Origin of the sequence: Enterobacter sp. HK-058-C-ECC (assembly GCF_047531125.1) — a bacterium.
GTDB lineage: Bacteria > Pseudomonadota > Gammaproteobacteria > Enterobacterales > Enterobacteriaceae > Enterobacter > Enterobacter quasiroggenkampii.
In genome coordinates this window covers 1-17,488 of the sequence record NZ_JBLKCH010000026.1, presented here as the reverse complement: position 1 = coordinate 17,488, position 17,488 = coordinate 1, and the positions used below count along the sequence as shown (strand labels likewise).

Here is a 17,488-nt window from a genome sequence, read left to right as displayed (position 1 = left end):
GGCGCCTCACTCTAAAGGAGGAGCAGACCGATGTCGCAACCCTTACTGAAAGTGACCGACCTGGCAAAAAGCTTTTCCGGCGTCTGGGCGTTAAGTAGCGCCCAACTGACCGTCGGCGCGGGCGAGATCCACGCCCTGCTGGGGGAAAACGGGGCGGGTAAATCCACGCTGCTGAAGGCGCTCGCGGGGGCGCAGCCGCAAACCCGCGGGGAGATCTGGTTCAACGGCGAAACGCTGCCGGTGGACGACTCCCCGGTGGAACGGCAGAACAAGGGCATTATCACCATCTATCAGGAATTCAACCTGCTGCCCAACATGACCGTCGCGGAAAACATGTTTCTCGGGCGCGAACCGCGTAAACGTAACCTGATCGTCGACGAAAAGGCGGTCAATCAGGAGGCGCAGGTCATTCTCGACTATCTGCAGCTGAACGTTGCGCCGACCACCCCGGTCGCCCGCCTGAGCGTTGCCCAGCAGCAGATGGTGGAGATCGCCCGGGCGCTGACCCTCAACGCCAGGCTCATCATTATGGACGAACCCTCCGCCGCGCTGAGCGACAGCGAGGTGGAAAGCCTGCACCGCGTGGTGCGCGAGCTTAAAAACCGTGGCGTGAGCATTATCTATGTCACCCACCGTCTGCACGAAGTTTTCCAGCTCTGCGATCGCTTCACCGTTTTCCAGGACGGCCGTTTCACCGGCACCGGCGCGGTGGCGGAGACCAACGTCGAACAGCTGATCCGCCTGATGGTCGGACGCGACGTGGCCTTTAACCGTCGCCCCGCCAGCGAAACCCATCATGAGGACAAACCCGTCCGCCTGGCGGTGAAGGGGCTGAGCCGCGAAAAGCCGCCGCTGGATCCGCACGGCATCGCCCTGCACGACATCAGCTTCCACGTCCACGCCGGGGAGGTCTTAGGCATTGCCGGACTGGTGGGCGCCGGGCGCACCGAAGTGGCCCGCTGCCTGTTTGGCGCAGATGCCTTTACCTCGGGCAGCTTTGAACTGGACGGCGTACCGTACCAGCCGCGCGACCCGCTCTATGCGCTCGATCAGGGCGTGGCGCTGGTGCCGGAAGACCGCAAAAAAGAGGGGGCGGTGCTGGGGCTGTCGATTCGCGACAACCTGTCGCTCTCCTGCCTCTCCTCGCTGCTGCAGTGGCGCTGGTTCGTGAACACCCGCAAAGAGGACGATCTGATCGAGTCCTACCGCAAGGCGCTGCAGATCAAAATGGTCAACAGCGCGCAGGAGGTGCGCAAGCTCTCCGGCGGTAACCAGCAAAAGGTGATCCTCGCGCGCTGCATGGCGCTCAACCCGCGGGTGCTGATCGTCGATGAGCCGACGCGCGGCATCGACGTGGGGACCAAATCGGAAGTGCACCAGGTGCTGTTTGACATGGCGAAAAAGGGCGTGGCGGTGATCGTGATCTCCTCCGATCTGCCTGAAGTGATGGCGGTGTCAGACCGGATCATCACCCTCAGCGAAGGCCGGGTGACCGGCGAGATCCACGGTGACGACGCTAACGAAGAACGGCTGATGACGATGATGGCCATCAACCACAACGCCCTGAACGCGGCATAACGGAGTTTCTCATGACGCAGATGATTTCTAAAACGCAGGCCCCGGTCAAACGCGCCGGACGCATCGATCCCATCGCCTTCTTCGAGCGCTTCGGGGTGCTGATTTTCATGATCCTGCTGCTGATCTTCTTCCAGTCGCAGAACAGCAACTTTTTCTCTGAACGCAATATTTTCAACATCCTGACCGAAGTCTCCATCTACGGGATCATGGCCGTGGGGATGACCTTCGTCATCCTGACTGCCGGGATTGACCTCTCCGTGGGCTCCATTCTGGCGGTCTGCGCCATGACCGCGGCGTACGTAATTAAGGGCGACAACTTCACCACCGTCGACCCGAACGCCTGGGGCGGCATGAGCTGGCTGATTGGGCTCGGGATTTGCCTGGCGATGGGCACGGCGATTGGCTTCCTGCACGGTCTGGGTGTGACCCGCCTGCGCCTGCCGCCGTTCATCGTGACCCTCGGCGGGATGACCATCTGGCGCGGCCTGACGCTGGTGATCAACGACGGCGCGCCGATTGCCGGTTTCGATCAGGGCTACCGCTGGTGGGGGCGCGGGGAGCTGCTCGGCATCTCCATTCCGATCTGGATCTTCGCCATCGTCGCCCTCGGCGGCTATCTGGCGCTGCATAAAACCCGCTGGGGCCGCTTCGTCTACGCCATCGGCGGTAACCCGGAGGCAGCGCGCCTGGCGGGGGTGAACGTCAAGCGCGTGCTGGTCAGCGTCTACGTGCTGATTGGCTGCCTGGCGGGGCTGGCGGGCTTCATTCTGAGCGCGCGTCTGGGGAGCGCTGAGGCGGTGGCCGGGATCTCCTTTGAGCTGCGCGTCATCGCCTCGGTGGTGATTGGCGGCACCTCGCTGATGGGCGGCTACGGGCGCATCGGCGGCACCATTATTGGCTCCATCATCATGGGGATTCTGATTAACGGCCTGGTGCTGATGAACGTCTCGGCCTACTACCAGCAGATTATCACCGGATTAATTATCGTTCTGGCGGTGGCGTTTGATACCTACGCCAAGAGCCGTCGCGGCGCACTGTGAGGATCACGATGAAAGAGGTTCGTATTGGATTGATTGGCACCGGGTATATCGGCAAGGCGCACGCTATCGCCTATGCCCAGGCCCCGACGGTGTTCAACCTGCGCGGCAGGCTGGTGCGCGAGATGGTGGCGGAAGTCACGTCGGAGCTGGCGGCAGCGCGCGCGCAGGCGTTTGGCTTCAACCGCTCCACCGGCGACTGGCGGGCGCTGGTGGCCGACCCGGCGATCGACGTGGTGGATATTTGCTCACCCAACCATCTGCATAAAGAGATGGCGCTGGAGGCGATCCGCCACGGCAAGCATGTCTACTCGGAGAAGCCGCTGGCGCTGAACGCCCACGACGCGCGCGAGATGGTCGACGCCGCGAAGCGGGCCGGGGTGAAAACGCTGGTGGGGTTCAACTACATGAAAAACCCGACGGCGCAGCTGGCGAAGGAGATTATCGCCCGCGGCGAGATCGGAGAGGTGATCCACTTCTACGGCACCCACAACGAAGACTATATGGCCGACTCGCGCTCGCCCATTCACTGGCACTGCTTCAAAGAGACCGCCGGGCTGGGAGCGCTGGGCGACCTCGCGGCGCATATCGTCAACATGGCCCAGTACCTGGTCGGGGAGATTGAGCAGGTTTGCGGCGACCTGAAGATCGTGGTCCCGGAACGCCCGGCGAAGGCCGGCTCGTCGGACATGGTTGCCGTCGAAAACGAGGATCAGGCCCACGCGATGGTGCGCTTTGCGGGCGGGGCGCAGGGCGTGATTGAAACCTCCCGCGTCGCCTGCGGCCGCAAGATGGGGCTGTCGTACGTCATTACCGGGACGAAAGGCGCCATCAGCTTCACCCAGGAGCGCATGGCGGAGCTGAAGCTCTATCTGCATGACGATCCGGTTAACCGTCAGGGATTCCGCACCTTACTCGTCGGCCCTGCACACCCCGACTACGCCGCGTTCTGCATGGGCGCAGGCCACGGGATAGGCTTTAACGATCAAAAAACGGTGGAGGTGCGCGATCTGGTGGACGGGATTGCCGCCGACGTGCCGATGTGGCCGGACTTCGAAGAGGGCTGGAAGGTGTCGCGCGTGCTGGACGCGATCGCGCTCTCGCACCGGGAAGGCCGCTGGCTGAACGTGAACGACATTGTCTGATGAGGTATCAACGTGGAAAAGCAGTTTGATGTGATATGCATGGGCCGCGTGGCGGTAGACCTCTACAGTCAGCAGATTGGTGCCCGTCTGGAGGATGTGTCGAGCTTTGCCAAATACCTCGGCGGCTCGTCCGGCAACGTGGCGTACGGCACCGCGCGCCAGGGCCTGCGCTCGTCGATGCTGGCGCGCGTCGGCGATGAACATATGGGCCGCTTCCTGCGGGAAGAGCTTAACCAGGTGGGCTGCGATACCAGCCATCTGATTACTGATAAAGACCGCCTCACGGCGCTGGTGCTACTCGGCATTAAAGACCGGGACACCTTTCCTCTGATTTTTTATCGCGATAACTGCGCGGATATGGCCATTACGGCCAGCGATGTGGACGAAAGCTACATTGCCTCCGCACGTTGTCTTGCCATCACCGGGACTCACCTTTCTCATCCTCAGACCCGCGATGCGGTGCTGACGGCGCTGGGCTATGCCCGCCGTCACGGCGTGCGCACGGTGCTGGACATCGACTACCGTCCGGTGCTGTGGGGGCTGACCTCCTTAGGCGACGGTGAAACGCGCTTTATCGCCGCCGATAAGGTCACCCGCGAGCTGCAGGAGGTGCTGCACCTCTTCGACGTCATTGTCGGCACCGAGGAGGAGTTTCACATTGCGGGCGGCAGCACGGAGACCCTGCAGGCGCTGGGGCAGGTGCGTGTCGTGAGTGACGCAACGCTGGTCTGCAAACGCGGTGCGCTCGGCTGCTCGGTCTATACCGACGCCATTCCACCCCGGCTGGACGACGGCCTGACGGTGACCGGCGTGCGCGTGGAGGTGCTGAACGTCCTCGGCGCGGGGGACGCGTTTATGTCCGGCCTGCTGCGCGGCTACCTGAACGACGAGGGCTGGGAGCAGGCGTGCCGCTATGCCAACGCCTGCGGCGCGCTGGTGGTCTCGCGCCACGGCTGCGCCCCGGCGATGCCGAGCAAAATCGAGCTGGATGACTATCTCTCCCGCGCTGCGGATGTGCCGCGCCCGGACCTCGACCCGCGTCTGAACCACCTCCACCGGGTGACCACCCGCCGTCGCGAGTGGCCGGAGCTGTGCGTGATGGCCTTCGACCACCGCAGCCAGCTTGAGGATATGGCGCTGCAGTGCGGCGCGTCGATCGGGCGCATTCCGGCGCTGAAGCAGCTGATCCTGCAGGCCAGCCGCGAGGCGGCGAGCCGTGCCGGGCTGGAGGGCAAAGCTGGCCTGCTGTGCGACGGCACCTTTGGTCAGGACGCGCTGAACGCCATCACCGGCGAGGGGTGGTGGATTGGTCGCCCCATTGAGCTGCCGGGCTCGCGTCCGCTGGAGATGGAGCATGGCAACATTGGCACCCAGCTCATCAGCTGGCCGCAGGAGCACGTGGTGAAGTGTCTGGTCTTTTTCCATCCGGAAGACGCTCACGGCCTGCGCCTGGAGCAGGAGCAGAAAATTGCCGAGGTGTATCACGCCTGCTGCCGGTCCGGGCACGAGCTGCTGCTGGAGGTGATCCTTCCCGCCAGCATGCCGCGCAGCGACGAGCTCTACCTGCGCGCCATTTCCCGCTTCTACAACCTCGGCATTTATCCCGACTGGTGGAAGCTGCCGCCGCTCTCAGCGGAGGGCTGGACGGCGCTGAGCGAGATTATCGAACGCCGGGACCCGCACTGCCGCGGGGTGGTGATCCTCGGTCTGGACGCCCCGGCGGAACAGCTGCGCGCCGACTTCAGGGCCGCAGCGGGGCAGACGGTAGTAAAAGGCTTCGCCGTAGGGCGCACGCTGTTCGGCGATGCCTCCCGCGCGTGGCTGAAGCACGATATTGACGATGCGCAGCTGGTGGCGCGCATCCGGGACAACTACCTGCAGCTTATCGCCTGGTGGCGCGAGCGCGGACACGCATAATGGAGACGACAATGAGTGTACAACTGGGCATTAACCCGCTGACGTGGACGAACGACGATCTGCCTTCTCTCGGCGCGGAGACGTCGCTTGAGACCTGCCTGAGCGAAGGTAAAGAGGCCGGTTTCGCCGGTTTCGAGCTGGGTAATAAGTTCCCGCGCGAAGCGCGCCTGCTCGGCCCCATCCTTCAGCGCCACGACCTGCAGCTGGTCTCCGGCTGGTATTCCGGCCGCCTGCTGGAGCGCAGCGTGGAGGAGGAGATCGCCGCCGTGCAGTCCCACCTGACGCTCCTGCGCGAGCTGGGGGCGAAGGTGCTGGTCTTTGCGGAAGTGAGCGGCTGCATTCACGGCGAGCAGCAGACCCCGGTGCATCTGCGCCCGCGCTTCCCGCAGGCGCGCTGGAAGGAGTACGGCGAGAAGCTTACCGAATTTGCCCGCTACACCCAGCAGCAGGGCGTGCAGATTGCCTACCATCACCATATGGGCACGGTGATTGAGTCCGCCGACGACGTGGACAACTTGATGACCCACACCGGCGAAGAGGTTGGGTTGCTGCTGGACACCGGTCACCTGACCTTTGCCGGGGCCGATCCGCTGTCGGTGGCGCAGCGCTGGGCGTCGCGTATCAACCACGTTCACTGCAAAGACGTGCGTGCCGACGTGCTGGCGGATGTGAAAAACCGTAAAACCAGCTTCCTTGATGCGGTACTGAGCGGCGTGTTTACGGTGCCGGGCGACGGCTGCGTGGATTATCCGCCGATTATGCAGCTGCTGAAGGCGCAGGACTATCACGGCTGGCTGGTGGTCGAGGCGGAGCAGGATCCGGCCATTGCCCATCCGCTGACCTACGCCCGTCTGGGGTATAACAATCTGAGCCGTCTGGCGCGCGACGCCGGACTGATTTGAGGAGGTGACATGTCACGTCTGTTATCACGCTGGCAACAGCCGAACGCGGAGGGGCGCACCCAGTCCGTCACGCCGGAAAGCGCAGGGTGGGGGTACGTCGGCTTTGAGGCGTATGAGCTACAGGAGGGGCAGACGCTGACGCTGCCCGCCGTACGCGAAGAGCGCTGCCTGGTGCTGGTGGCAGGACGCGCCTCCATCAGCACGCCTTCCGCGCAGTTTAACGACATCGGCGAGCGGATGAGCCCGTTTGAGCGCATCAAGCCGTGGGCGGTGTACGTCACTCCGCAGGAGACGGTGCAGGTGAAGGCGCTGACGACGCTGGAGCTGGCGGTCTGCGCTGCGCCGGGCAAGGGCACCTGTCCGACGCGGCTGATTGCGCCGCAGGATATCGACGCTGAAGCGCGCGGCAAGGGCCACAACCAGCGCTACGTGCATAACATTCTGCCGGAAGACAAGCCCGCCGACAGCCTGCTGGTGGTGGAGGTCTGGACCAACGAGGGCTGCACCAGCTCGTACCCGAGCCACAAGCACGACACGGATAACCCGCCCCAGGAGACGTATCTTGAGGAGACCTACTACCATCGCCTCAACCCGGAGCAGGGATTTTGCATGCAGCGGGTTTACACCGACGACAGAGCGCTGGATGAGTGTATGGCGGTCTACAACCGTGACGTGGTCATGGTGCCGAAGGGATACCACCCGGTGGCGACGATGGCCGGGTATGACAGCTACTACCTCAACGTGATGGCGGGGCCGGTGCGCAAATGGATGTTCACCTGGGAAGAGGACCACGCGTGGATTAATCGGGATTATCCCGCGGATGGCGGGCGCTGAGGCTGTTTTTTGCCGGGTGGCGCTGCGCTTACCCGGCCTACAATTCGCAAAAAATTACTTTGCTTCAATCGCCTGCTCAATCGTCCGGGCAACGATCTGCGGCTGGCTCACCATCGACACGTGGCTCGCCGCCACCTCGGTGGTTTTCGCGTGGATCGTCTTCGCCATCTCGCGTTCAAGCGCCGGGTTAATCATCCGGTCATTCTTACTCACCACATACCAGCTCGGTTTGTTGTGCCACGCGGCGTGAGTCACTTTTTCTGCGAAAGCTTCGCCCTTTATTGGCCCCTGCGTGGCCGCAATGGTCTGTTGTTCACCCGGTTTCACGTCAGGCGCGAAATCCTGCCTGACAGCGTCCGTTGGCAGATATAAATAGCCGTCCGCCGTTTTGGCAAAGCCCGCGCTGCCCGGCGGTGCAGGGTAGCTTCCTGCCAGGTCCGCCGTCGACTGTCCGGAGTCCGGCGCGAAAGCCGCCACATACACCAGCGATTTTACCCGCGCATCTTTGCCCGCTTCGCTAATCACGGTGCCGCCCCAGGAGTGACCCACCAGCACTACGTCACCCTGCGCGCGGGCGATGGCCCGCTTTGTGGCGGCAACGTCATCTATTAGCGACGTGAGCGGCAGCTGGACGGCAATGACCTCTGCGTGCTGTTTCTGCAACAGGGTAATGACCTTATTCCAGCTGCTGCCGTCGGCAAACGCGCCGTGGACCAGCACGACGCTGGTTTTACTCTGCGCAAAGGCGCTGGCGGAAAGCGCCAGCAGGCCTGCCGTGACTACAGACAGTGCTTTCATCTTCAGACTCCTTAAAAATGGTGGACCGCCGCGTGGGGCGGGACGGTGAATTCAACGGTTTTGTGGTCGAGCGGCTTGTGCGTCGGGTCGGCCAGAATTATCGTCACCTTGTGTTTACCGGCGGGCAGCCCCACCAGGATCACCGGCTCTCCGCTGGTGTCAGCCCAGTGCCATGGCGCATCATCCACCACCACGTGAATGTGCCCGATGCGCGGGGTGACCTTGAGCGCGTCGGGCCCGAATACCGGCTCGATGCGAAGGTTTTCGGCGCGGTACTGGATAAACACCGCGCCTTTGCTCAGCGGCCCGGCAAGCGGCGGATCGACGATCAGTTTTGCAGGCGGCTGCGGCTGCGCCAGCGGGGCAACGGCGGCGGGGCCGTTAACGTCCGCGGCGCTCAGATTGTCCAGAGGTGTGGCCTGGGCACCTGCGACGGATGTCAGGACAAGCAGGGGGAAAATTACGTAGCGACGAATCATTGCTCTCTCTCCTCATCAGTTCTCAATGGCGACAGGGAAAGAAAACCATTTTTATGTATCGGAGATATTTGCCGGAGGGGGCGTTTTGTACCCGTTTGTCACCGTGGCCCGCGGGATACAGTGCGATACAGTTTGCCTCCCGGGACGGCGCACAATGGCTATCGCCAGCCCGGCAATCAGCAGCGTCAGGCCCGTCGATACCCCCATTGCACCCGCGATCCCCAGCGTTTTATTTAGCCACGCATAGGCATACGGTGAGGCTGCGGCCATAAGCTGACCGGGGATAAGCAGCATGCCCGTGCGGCGGGCATAGCTTTCCGCGCTAAACAGCTCCAGCGGCAGGGTGGCTTTGACAAGGGTAACCAGCCCGTTGATGGCGCCATAGCCCAGCACAAAACCGGCCGCACACCAGACAAACAGGGCGCTGCTCAACCCAACAAGAAAACAGAGCGGCATGGCGAGAGCGGTAAAAAGCGTTAACGTGAAGGGCGTTAAGCGAGCCCCCGCCAACACTTCCAGCGAGCGCGCGCCCGTCTGGCCGATTCCCCACAGCATGCCGATAGCGACCGGCAGGCCGTAGTGGGCAATAAACTCCGGCAGATGGGTGGAGGTGCCGTTAGAGACAAAGGTGATGAGGGCAATGAAGGCGGCATAAAGCCAGCCGTTCCGGCGCTCGTTGTTCAGCGGCGGTGCGGCGATTTTCGTCGTCACCGTCAGCCGCTGCCGGGGAAGCGTGCGGATCAGCAGCGCGCTCAGCAGGCCAAGCAGGGCATAAATGCGTAATGCGTCCTGCCAGCGCATCACGTGAAGCAGCGCATCGCCCAGCGGCCAGAAGACGACGGAGGCCAGCCCGCCCGCCAGCGTGACGCGCGAGATTGTTCTTCGCGCCTGCTGTCCGTAGAGGTTGACCAGCGCGGCGAAGAGCGCATCGTACAGCGACAGGCGCATTCCCACGCCTGTGACCAGCCAGGCGCCGTACCAGCCATAAAGCGTCCGGGTATACCCCATACAGGCGCAGCTTGCGGCGATCAGCAGCGTTCCGCCCATCACCACCTTCTGACCGCCAAAGCGTGCCAGCAGGCGGGCGACAAAAGGGGAAACCGCCGCCATCACCAGCATCGCCAGCGTCAGGCCGAGGTAAATCTGCGGTGATGACCATCCCCGGTCGGCTGAAATGGCCAGCGCAAAGGTGCCGGGCATATAAAACGAGATCCCCCAGTTGATGAGCTGATTGCAACCGGCCGTGAGGGCGAGGCGGTGTGGCAGGGCAGGTGTTTCCATGAGTGTTCATTCCGCTATGCAGTTGTCCTGAGCATAACGGGCGCGGTATTGTGCTGGCAGGGCCGCAACCTTATGCGCGGTATAAGAGAAACTTTGAATGACGACGCTTAATCTGGGCTATCTCGCCACCTTCCGTCTGGTGATCCAGCGTGGCAGTTTTTCAGCGGCAGCGGACGTGCTGGGCCTCTCCCAGCCCGCCGTCAGCCTGCAAATACGCCAGCTGGAGCAGTTTCTGCAAACGCGGCTGGTGGAGCGTACCGGGCGAGGGATTAAGGCGACGGCTGCCGGAGAAACCTTGCTGGCGCACGGGGAGCGTATTCAGCAGGTGGTGGATGACGCCATCCGGGCCGTGAATGCGTTTAGCCACGACGTAAGCGGTACCATTACCCTTGGCACGGGGGCAACGGCCTGCATCCATCTTCTGCCGCCGCTGCTGGAGCAGCTACGCCACGACTATCCGCTCCTGAGCGTGGGGGTGACGACGGGCAACACCCTCGACATCGTCAGAGCTATCGAAGAGAACCGTCTCGATATGGGGCTGGTCACGCTGCCGGTGAGTGGCAGAGCGCTGGACGTGATGCCGGTGATGGACGAAGAGTTTGTCTTTATTGCTTCAAGGGAACAGCAGGCTGCATTCAGGGACTTCACCCCAGCCGCGCTGCACGCTCATCCGCTGATAGCCTTTGAATCAGGCAGTGGGACCCGGGCGCTGATCGACGGCTGGTTTACCGCCCAGGGTTTAGCGATCGCGCCGGTGATGCAGCTTGGCAGCATCGAGGCGATCAAACGGATGGTTCGCGCAGGGCTGGGCTACAGTATCGTGCCGCGCATGGCGGTGGAACAGGAGGTCGATCGCGAAGGGCTATGGGTGATGTCGCTGATGCCCATGCTGCAGCGGCAGCTGGCGGTAGTCATGCGGCAGGATAAAATCCTCAGCAAAGGGATCGCGGCCCTTATTCGGCTCGTGCAACAGCCTTCGGCGGTTTAGCGGTCAGCGGTGTCGACGGTCAGGCTGGATTGCTGCGACTGGGTTTTATCCTGATGGTGGTACCAGGCGCCAATCGAAGAGTAAACGAAGCGGCCAAAGAAAAACAGGAAGCTGATGAGCAGTATGATGCGGGTCATTCGGGTGTTAAATCGATGTCGTTTGCGCATACGCGTGACCTGACTCACTCTGTTTTTCCTGGATAAGCCCTTCCGGGCGATAAGGATATTAAGGCACAGCGGGAAGATGGGGTCAATTCTGTGATGTGTAAATAACCGTCAATGTTTACATTAATTAATGTTATTGAAATTAATCAACGCATTTACCATATTGATAATATGAAGAAAAAGATGTCGAAAAAACGCCACAAAATGTTATTTGCGTAAAGTAGTTTGATTTATGTCAACGGATTCCCGGCGCTGATATTTAAAATCCTTCCTCCACACTGTTCGCCCGACATGCTGCCGGGCGGCGCGTACGTCAGGTTGGATGCCTGTCTTTATTTCCCTCTGGAGCGATAGGGGTTTAACCGGGCATCTATGACTATTCTCGCTTTCCTGAAAAACAATGCAAACCGCTGGTGGGCATTGCCGCTTATTTTACCTGTGGTTTTACTCCCCGCGCTGAGCGTTGCGAATACGTTTACGCAGCTGGGCGACGGCATTGTGGCACTCTATTATTTACCGCTCTCATTTTTGCTTTCGCTGATGATGTTCTTTGGCCTGGAAGCGCTGCCCGGGATCGTATTATCCCTGTTTATCCGCTATTACCCGTCGGTCGGGATGTTTGAAACGGTTGCCGGTGTGCTGCATTTTATCGTCCCTTTAGTGCTCAGCTGGGGCGGCTACCGGGTGTTTGCGCCCAGACGCAATATGACGGCGTACGGCGACATCCGCTTGATGGCGCAGCGCATCTTCTGGCAGGCCTTCTGCCCCGCGACGCTGTTTCTGGTGCTGTTTCAGTTTGCCGTGTATCTGGGCGTGTATGAGAGCCGCCAGAGCCTTGCGGGGTTGAACCCTCTTAACATTCGTACGCTCATCAACTACCAGGCGCTGCTGGTCAGCGGGCTGACGGGCGTGCCGCTGAGCTATCTGCTGATCCGCCTGATTCGTCATCCGCGCTATATCAAAAGTCTTCTCTCGCAGATCCGTGCCCAGATAGACAAAAAGGTGACGGTCGCTGAGTTTGTGCTGTGGGCGATTGCGCTAGGCGGGCTGCTTACGCTGCTGCTGCTCCCGATGAACGAAAACAGCTCCATATTCACCACAAACTATACCCTGTCGCTGCTGATGCCGGTGATGCTCTGGGGCGCGATGCGTTTTGGCTATAAGCTGATATCGCTGATCTGGACGCCGGTGCTGCTGGTGTCTATTCACTACTATTATCACTATATCCCGCTGAACCAGGGGTATGACATTCAGCTGGCGATCACCTCGTCCAGTTACCTGGTCTTCTCGTTTGTGGTGATTTATATGTCGATGCTGGCGACTCGCCAGCGCGCCGTGAATAAACGCTCCCGCAGGCTGGCGCTGCTCGACCCGGTCGTCCATATGCCTAACCTGCGGGCGCTGTCGCGCGATCTGGCGAAGAATCCGTGGTCGGCGCTCTGCCTGCTGCGCATTCCGGAGCTGGAAATTCTGGGCCGAAATTACGGCGTGCTGCTGCGTATTTTGTACAAACAGCAGCTGGCGCAGTGGGTAAACGGTACCCTCCAGCCCAACGAGCAGGTGTATCACCTCACCGGGTATGACATGGCGGTGCGGCTCAACGCGGAATCGCACCAGCAGCGAATTGAAACCCTGGACGAGCATATCAAGCAGTTCCGCTTTGTCTGGGACGGCATGCCGCTGCAGCCGCAGGTGGGCGTAAGCTACTGCTATGTCCGGTCCCCGGTTAACCATCTTTATCTGGTGCTGGGTGAGCTGGGGGTGGTGGCCGATCTGTCACTCTCCTCAAACCATCCGGAAAATCTTCAGCAGCGTGGTGCCGTCCATTTGCAGCGCAGCCTGAAGGATAAAGTCGCGATGATGAGCCGCCTGCAAAAGGCGCTCGATAACGACGAATTCACCCTGCTGGTTCAACCCGTTCGCGGCCTGCGTGGCGATCGCTATCACGAAGTCCTGCTGCGGATGCCGGATACAAACGGGCTATTGATCTCTCCCGACCAGTTCCTGCCTGTCGCGCAGGAGTTTGGTTTGTCCTCCCGGGTGGACCTGTGGGTGCTTGAGCATACGCTGCGCTTCCTGGCCGCGCATCGCGAGAGCCTGCCCGGCCAGCGTTTTGCCATTAATCTGGCCCCCTCAACCGTATGCCGGGTGCCGTTCCCGCTTGAGGTGAGTCGCCTGCTGGCGAAATACGCCATTGAGCCGTGGCAGCTGATTTTTGAGGTGACGGAGTGCAGCACCTTCGGCAGCGGGGAGCAGGCGCTACACATCCTCCAGCAGTTGCAGAAAATGGGGGTACGCATTGCGATTGATGATTTCGGGACCGGCTATGCAAGCTATGCGCGGCTGAAAAGCGTGGATGCCGACATTCTCAAGATCGACGGCAGCTTTATCCGCAATATCGTCAACAACAGCCTGGATTATCAGATCGTGGCGTCTATCTGCCATCTGGCGCGCATGAAGAAGATGCTGGTGGTGGCAGAGTATGTCGAGACCGAGGAGATACGTAGCGCGGTTCACGCGCTAGGCATCGATTATGTGCAGGGCTATCTGATTGGCAGGCCAGCGCCGCTTGAATCACTGCTGGAAACAGAGGCGTCCTGCGCGGACGCCTGAACCGTTACGCGGCGACGTCAGCGCTCTCTTCTTCAATTTTGAGTAGCCAGCCGGTGACCGCTTCCCAGTACTGTTGCTCTTTTTCCAGGTCCAGCAGGACCAGCGCATTCTGGCTGAACCAGTCGTGCGGGAAGCTCAGCGTCCAGTGATGGTCGTCGGTTTTAAGCTTCAGCGTGGGCGGCGTGGTGGTCGCCTGACGCTGGTTATTGAGTAGCACGCCAAGACGCAGCAGCTGAATGAGCGGCAGGAACTGCTTTTTCTTGAACAGCGTGAAGCGCGGCAGGTCGTCGAGCTTGATGGCTTTGCGGTGATACCGCACCAGGGTCGCCATCATGGTTTGCTGCTCCTGGTTGAAGCCAGGCAGATCGCTGTTTTGCAGAATATAGGCCGAATGGCGGTGCATCCCGCTATGGTTGATGTTCAGCCCCACCTCATGGAGCATCGCGGCCCATTTTAACAGCGCGGCAAGCTGCGGGTGTGCGAGCTTCGGATTCTGCTCTTCCCACTGCTCGTACATCTGCACCGTGGTGTCCAGCACGCGCTTCGCCTGCTCGCGGTCGATGTTGTACTGGTTAGCCAGGCTTTGTGCGGTGCGGCTGCGAATATCCTGATGGCGGAAACGGCCTTCCATTTCGTACAGCACGCCTTCGCGCAGCGCGCCGTCGGAAAGGCGCAGCTCTTTAATGGCGAGAGCGTCAAACACGCCGCAGAGGATGGCCAGCCCCGGCACGAAGACCGCCTTACGCTCGTCGGAAAGACCCGGCAGGCTGAGGGCGTCAAAACTTTTATGCTTCAGCACTTCGTCGGTCAGCAGCGTCAGGCGTTCGGGCGTGATGAACCCGTCTTTTTCACCCATTGCCAGCAGCACCTCATGCGCTGCTTTGATGGTGCCTGACGCGCCCAGCGCTACGTTCCAGCCCTGAATACGGTACTGCCAGGCCAGGTTTTCCAGTTTCTGGACAGCTGCCATACGCGCACGCTGGAAGTTCTCGCGGGTGATGGTGCCGCCCGGGAAATACATCTGCGCGAAGCTGACACAGCCCATACGGCGGCTTTCCACCAGGCGAGGCTCAAAGTCTTCGCCGATCACCAGCTCCGTAGAACCGCCGCCGATGTCGATCACCAGCTTGCGCCCTTTTTCCGGCTGGGTGTGTTCGACGCCCATGAAAATCAGACGCGCTTCCTCGTTACCGGAGATGATCTCAATCGGGTAGGGGATCACTTTTTCGGCCCGCTTGAGAAACTCTGGCGCGTTCAGCGCCTGGCGCAGGGTGTGGGTGCCCACGATGCAGACGCTGGAGGGCGAGAAGCCCTGCAGGCGTTCAGCAAACAGCGACAGGCAGTTTAACCCACGCTCCATTGCCTCTTCGCTGAGCATGCTGCGTTCATCAAGGCCATCCGCCAGGTGCACGCGCTGCTTCAGACGACCGATGATCTGCAGCGCACCATCCACCTCACGGGCGATGACCATATGGAAACTGTTAGAGCCTAGATCGACCGCGGCGAATTCCTGCGGGCGTGGGGTCTTATCATTTATCGGCATAGGTTAATCGGGTTGCTCGAGTGATTTGATATAGTCGTAAATCGCCAGTTGCGACCGCACTTTGCGGCGGTTGCCGCGCGGTACATAGCGGTTACTGAGTTCTTTGTCGATATAGCGTGCTTTCACGGTATCGCTGAACAGAATCTCGATGATGTCGAGGATCTGCTGCTTCAGGCGCGGATCCAGCAGCGGTGCCGCGACTTCAATTCGGTAGTCAATATTGCGCGTCATCCAGTCTGCCGAAGAGAGATAGACCTGTTTATCACCCGCATTATCGAAAATATAGACCCGATCGTGTTCCAGGTAGCGGTCAACAATGCTGATCACGCGAATATTGTCGCTGATGCCTTCCAGTTCCGGGATCAGCGAGCACATGCCGCGGATCAGCAGGTTAACCGGCACGCCGGAGCTGGACGCGGCGTACAGCCTGTCTACCAGCCCTTTGTCCACCAGGTTGTTGAGCTTCAGCGTGATGCCGGACGACAGCCCTTTCTGGGCATTGGCGATCTCTTTATCGATCATATCGTACAGCAGACGGCGCGAGTTCTGCGGTGAGACCAGCAGATAGTCGAAGCTTACCGGACGGTACGGGTTCTCAATAAAGTTAAAGACCCGGCGCACCTCGTTGGTGATGCGGGCATCGGCGGTCAGCAGCGAGTAGTCGGTATAGATTCTCGCCGTTTTCTCGTTAAAGTTCCCGGTACCGATGTGGGCGTAGCGCACCACCTCGTCGCCCTCTTTACGGGAGATCAGGAACAGCTTGGCGTGAATTTTCAGCCCCGGCGCGGAGAAGATGACGTGTACACCGGCTTCCGTCAGACGACGCGCCCAGTGAATGTTCGCCTCTTCGTCGAAGCGCGCCTGCAGCTCCACCACCACGGTCACTTTTTTGGCGTTGTGCGCGGCGTGGATCATCGCGTCGATGATGCGGGAATCTTTTGCCACGCGGTAGATGTTGATTTTGATCGCCAGCACGCTCGGGTCGAACGAGGCCTGACGCAGCAGTTCCAGCACGTGCTCAAAGGTGTGATACGGATAGTAGAGCAGGACATCACGTTCGCGGATGGCGTCAAATCCGTTGCGGAATTTATCGAACCAGAGATGGCGCAGGCGCGGCAGCGGCTTGTTCACCAGATTGGCTTTGCCGACGTTCGGGAAACCAATAAAGTCTTTAAAGTTGTGGTAACGGCCACCCGGCACGATGGAGTCATAGCGCGAAATGGTCAGCTTCTCGCGCAGCATCTCCACCATGGCGTCCGGCATATCGCGCTGATAGACAAAGCGTACCGGCTCGGCCGTCAGGCGCTGTTTCAGGCTGGAGGACATCAGCTCCATCAGGCTGGCTTCCATCTCGTGCACCAGGTCATATTCGGCGTCACGGGTCATCTTCATCGAGTAGGCGTTTAACGCATCGTAATCGAAGAAGCCTTTGAAGATGTCGTCCAGACAGTAGCGCAGGATGTTATCGAGCAGGATCATCGGCTTGCGTCTGCGCGGGGTTTCCGGCGGCAGGTTCACAAAGCGCGGCACCTTGTCGGACGGGATCTCCAGCAGCGCGTAACGGATGGATTCACCGCGGATAATTTCCACAGCCAGATAGGTGTAGTCATCTTTCAGGAACTGCACCAGATCGGTTTCGCGGTTGATGAGAATCGGGGTAATGTGCTGGCGCAGGTACTGTTTAAAATAGTGGCGCAGCCAGTTTTGTTGGTTAACGGAAAGCTGACGTTCGTTAATCAGGAAGATTTGATTACGCGCCATCTCCAGCAGCAGTTCGTTATACAGGCCGTCAAATTCCTGATCGGCTTTCAACACGCGGGACTGGATTTTGCCCAGCAGGTGCCGCGAGTGCGAGTTTAGGCCCTGTTCTTCGCTGATGATGATGCGTCTCTTCAGCTCGGCAAAGCGAACCTTGTAGAACTCATCCAGGTTGTTGGAATAGATGCCCAAAAAACGCATGCGTTCGATCAGCGGGTTACTTTTGTCAGCCGCTTCCTGGAGTACACGTTCGTTAAATGCTAACCAGCTTAGCTCTTTCTCGATATATAACTTTTCCTGACCCATTACAGCTCACACTCCAGTTCAATCACAGGACGTGGTAAATCCGTCTCGTCCTTATTATGGCGAGCATTTCCACGATATGTCCAACAGTGCCAGAAAAGTATGACAGTTATTTTTTTGTTGGGGAATTTAGAGGGTTGGGGGAGAG

The 17,488-nt window shown here is 60.2% G+C and carries 14 protein-coding genes; 8 read left to right on the top strand and 6 right to left on the bottom strand.

Translation table 11 applies throughout. The features are described 5' to 3' along the window. The first annotated feature begins 30 nt into the window (after positions 1 to 30). From ACMWJS_RS22555 to iolB, 6 genes are read left to right on the top strand one after another with little or no spacing between them, the layout of a single operon-like run. A complete protein-coding gene (locus ACMWJS_RS22555) occupies positions 31 to 1,578 on the top strand; it encodes a sugar ABC transporter ATP-binding protein (protein WP_021241823.1) in 1,548 nt (515 codons plus the stop codon). An 11-nt stretch (positions 1,579 to 1,589) separates the two neighbouring features. Further along, positions 1,590 to 2,618 carry an ABC transporter permease gene (locus tag ACMWJS_RS22550; protein WP_008502116.1) on the top strand — a complete coding sequence of 343 codons (1,029 nt, stop codon included), beginning with the start codon at positions 1,590 to 1,592 and terminating at the stop codon, positions 2,616 to 2,618. An 8-nt stretch (positions 2,619 to 2,626) separates the two neighbouring features. Next, the gene (locus ACMWJS_RS22545) at positions 2,627 to 3,760 is read left to right on the top strand and encodes a Gfo/Idh/MocA family protein (RefSeq protein WP_414747606.1); all 1,134 of its coding nucleotides are present in this window, start codon (positions 2,627 to 2,629) and stop codon (positions 3,758 to 3,760) included. Between the two features lie 12 nt (positions 3,761 to 3,772). Further along, positions 3,773 to 5,677, top strand: coding sequence for a bifunctional 5-dehydro-2-deoxygluconokinase/5-dehydro-2-deoxyphosphogluconate aldolase (locus ACMWJS_RS22540; protein WP_414747605.1), 1,905 nt, complete (start codon positions 3,773 to 3,775; stop codon positions 5,675 to 5,677). Between the two features lie 11 nt (positions 5,678 to 5,688). Continuing rightward, complete coding sequence (gene iolE / locus ACMWJS_RS22535) at positions 5,689 to 6,579, top strand: myo-inosose-2 dehydratase (protein ID WP_414747604.1); 891 nt, start codon at positions 5,689 to 5,691, stop codon at positions 6,577 to 6,579. A gap of 9 nt (positions 6,580 to 6,588) precedes the next feature. Continuing rightward, positions 6,589 to 7,413 carry a 5-deoxy-glucuronate isomerase gene (gene iolB / locus ACMWJS_RS22530; RefSeq protein WP_167211891.1) on the top strand — a complete coding sequence of 275 codons (825 nt, stop codon included), beginning with the start codon at positions 6,589 to 6,591 and terminating at the stop codon, positions 7,411 to 7,413. A 54-nt stretch (positions 7,414 to 7,467) separates the two neighbouring features. Here iolB and ACMWJS_RS22525 read toward each other — a convergent pair whose 3' ends face one another. Genes ACMWJS_RS22525 through ACMWJS_RS22515 form a run of 3 tightly spaced genes read right to left on the bottom strand, consistent with a single transcriptional unit; the run spans position 7,468 to position 9,971 of the window. After that, on the bottom strand, positions 7,468 to 8,211 hold the full coding sequence (locus tag ACMWJS_RS22525) for an alpha/beta fold hydrolase (RefSeq protein WP_414747603.1): 744 nt from the start codon (positions 8,209 to 8,211) through the stop codon (positions 7,468 to 7,470). Positions 8,212 to 8,222: 11 nt separating this feature from the next. After that, positions 8,223 to 8,690, bottom strand: a complete 468-nt coding sequence (locus tag ACMWJS_RS22520; protein ID WP_032675311.1) for a DUF6130 family protein — start codon at positions 8,688 to 8,690, stop codon at positions 8,223 to 8,225. Positions 8,691 to 8,741: 51 nt separating this feature from the next. Beyond that, entirely contained in the window at positions 8,742 to 9,971 is a 1,230-nt protein-coding gene (locus ACMWJS_RS22515; RefSeq protein WP_414747602.1) for an MFS transporter, read from the bottom strand. A gap of 97 nt (positions 9,972 to 10,068) precedes the next feature. Here ACMWJS_RS22515 and ACMWJS_RS22510 point away from each other — a divergent pair, with 97 nt between their 5' ends. Next, a complete protein-coding gene (locus ACMWJS_RS22510; protein WP_414747601.1) occupies positions 10,069 to 10,959 on the top strand; it encodes a LysR family transcriptional regulator in 891 nt (296 codons plus the stop codon). Here the strand turns inward: ACMWJS_RS22510 and ACMWJS_RS22505 are convergent. After that, positions 10,956 to 11,144 carry a YfgG family protein gene (locus ACMWJS_RS22505; protein ID WP_021241815.1) on the bottom strand — a complete coding sequence of 63 codons (189 nt, stop codon included), beginning with the start codon at positions 11,142 to 11,144 and terminating at the stop codon, positions 10,956 to 10,958. The genes ACMWJS_RS22510 and ACMWJS_RS22505 overlap by 4 nt on opposite strands. Before the next feature lie 351 nt (positions 11,145 to 11,495). Between ACMWJS_RS22505 and ACMWJS_RS22500 the strand changes: the two genes are divergently transcribed. Further along, the gene (locus ACMWJS_RS22500) at positions 11,496 to 13,736 is read left to right on the top strand and encodes an EAL domain-containing protein (RefSeq protein ID WP_234084901.1); all 2,241 of its coding nucleotides are present in this window, start codon (positions 11,496 to 11,498) and stop codon (positions 13,734 to 13,736) included. A 4-nt stretch (positions 13,737 to 13,740) separates the two neighbouring features. Here ACMWJS_RS22500 and ppx read toward each other — a convergent pair whose 3' ends face one another. Then, entirely contained in the window at positions 13,741 to 15,279 is a 1,539-nt protein-coding gene (ppx, locus tag ACMWJS_RS22495) for an exopolyphosphatase (RefSeq protein ID WP_008501646.1), read from the bottom strand. Between the two features lie 3 nt (positions 15,280 to 15,282). Then, positions 15,283 to 17,343 (bottom strand): polyphosphate kinase 1, encoded by a 2,061-nt coding sequence (gene ppk1, locus ACMWJS_RS22490; RefSeq protein WP_048029611.1) that lies wholly within the window; start codon positions 17,341 to 17,343, stop codon positions 15,283 to 15,285. Positions 17,344 to 17,488: the final 145 nt, after the last annotated feature.

Excerpts from the sequence above, each read along its gene's own strand:
- iolB (WP_167211891.1), top strand. The coding sequence starts at position 6,589 with ATGTCACGTCTGTTATCACGCTGGCAACAGCCGAACGCGGAGGGGCGC.
- ACMWJS_RS22500 (WP_234084901.1), top strand. The coding sequence starts at position 11,496 with ATGACTATTCTCGCTTTCCTGAAAAACAATGCAAACCGCTGGTGGGCA.
- ACMWJS_RS22525 (WP_414747603.1), bottom strand. The coding sequence starts at position 8,211 with ATGAAAGCACTGTCTGTAGTCACGGCAGGCCTGCTGGCGCTTTCCGCC.
- ACMWJS_RS22555 (WP_021241823.1), top strand. The coding sequence starts at position 31 with ATGTCGCAACCCTTACTGAAAGTGACCGACCTGGCAAAAAGCTTTTCC.
- ACMWJS_RS22515 (WP_414747602.1), bottom strand. The coding sequence starts at position 9,971 with ATGGAAACACCTGCCCTGCCACACCGCCTCGCCCTCACGGCCGGTTGC.
- ACMWJS_RS22520 (WP_032675311.1), bottom strand. The coding sequence starts at position 8,690 with ATGATTCGTCGCTACGTAATTTTCCCCCTGCTTGTCCTGACATCCGTC.
- ACMWJS_RS22545 (WP_414747606.1), top strand. The coding sequence starts at position 2,627 with ATGAAAGAGGTTCGTATTGGATTGATTGGCACCGGGTATATCGGCAAG.
- ACMWJS_RS22510 (WP_414747601.1), top strand. The coding sequence starts at position 10,069 with ATGACGACGCTTAATCTGGGCTATCTCGCCACCTTCCGTCTGGTGATC.
- iolE (WP_414747604.1), top strand. The coding sequence starts at position 5,689 with ATGAGTGTACAACTGGGCATTAACCCGCTGACGTGGACGAACGACGAT.
- ppx (WP_008501646.1), bottom strand. The coding sequence starts at position 15,279 with ATGCCGATAAATGATAAGACCCCACGCCCGCAGGAATTCGCCGCGGTC.
- ACMWJS_RS22550 (WP_008502116.1), top strand. The coding sequence starts at position 1,590 with ATGACGCAGATGATTTCTAAAACGCAGGCCCCGGTCAAACGCGCCGGA.
- ppk1 (WP_048029611.1), bottom strand. The coding sequence starts at position 17,343 with ATGGGTCAGGAAAAGTTATATATCGAGAAAGAGCTAAGCTGGTTAGCA.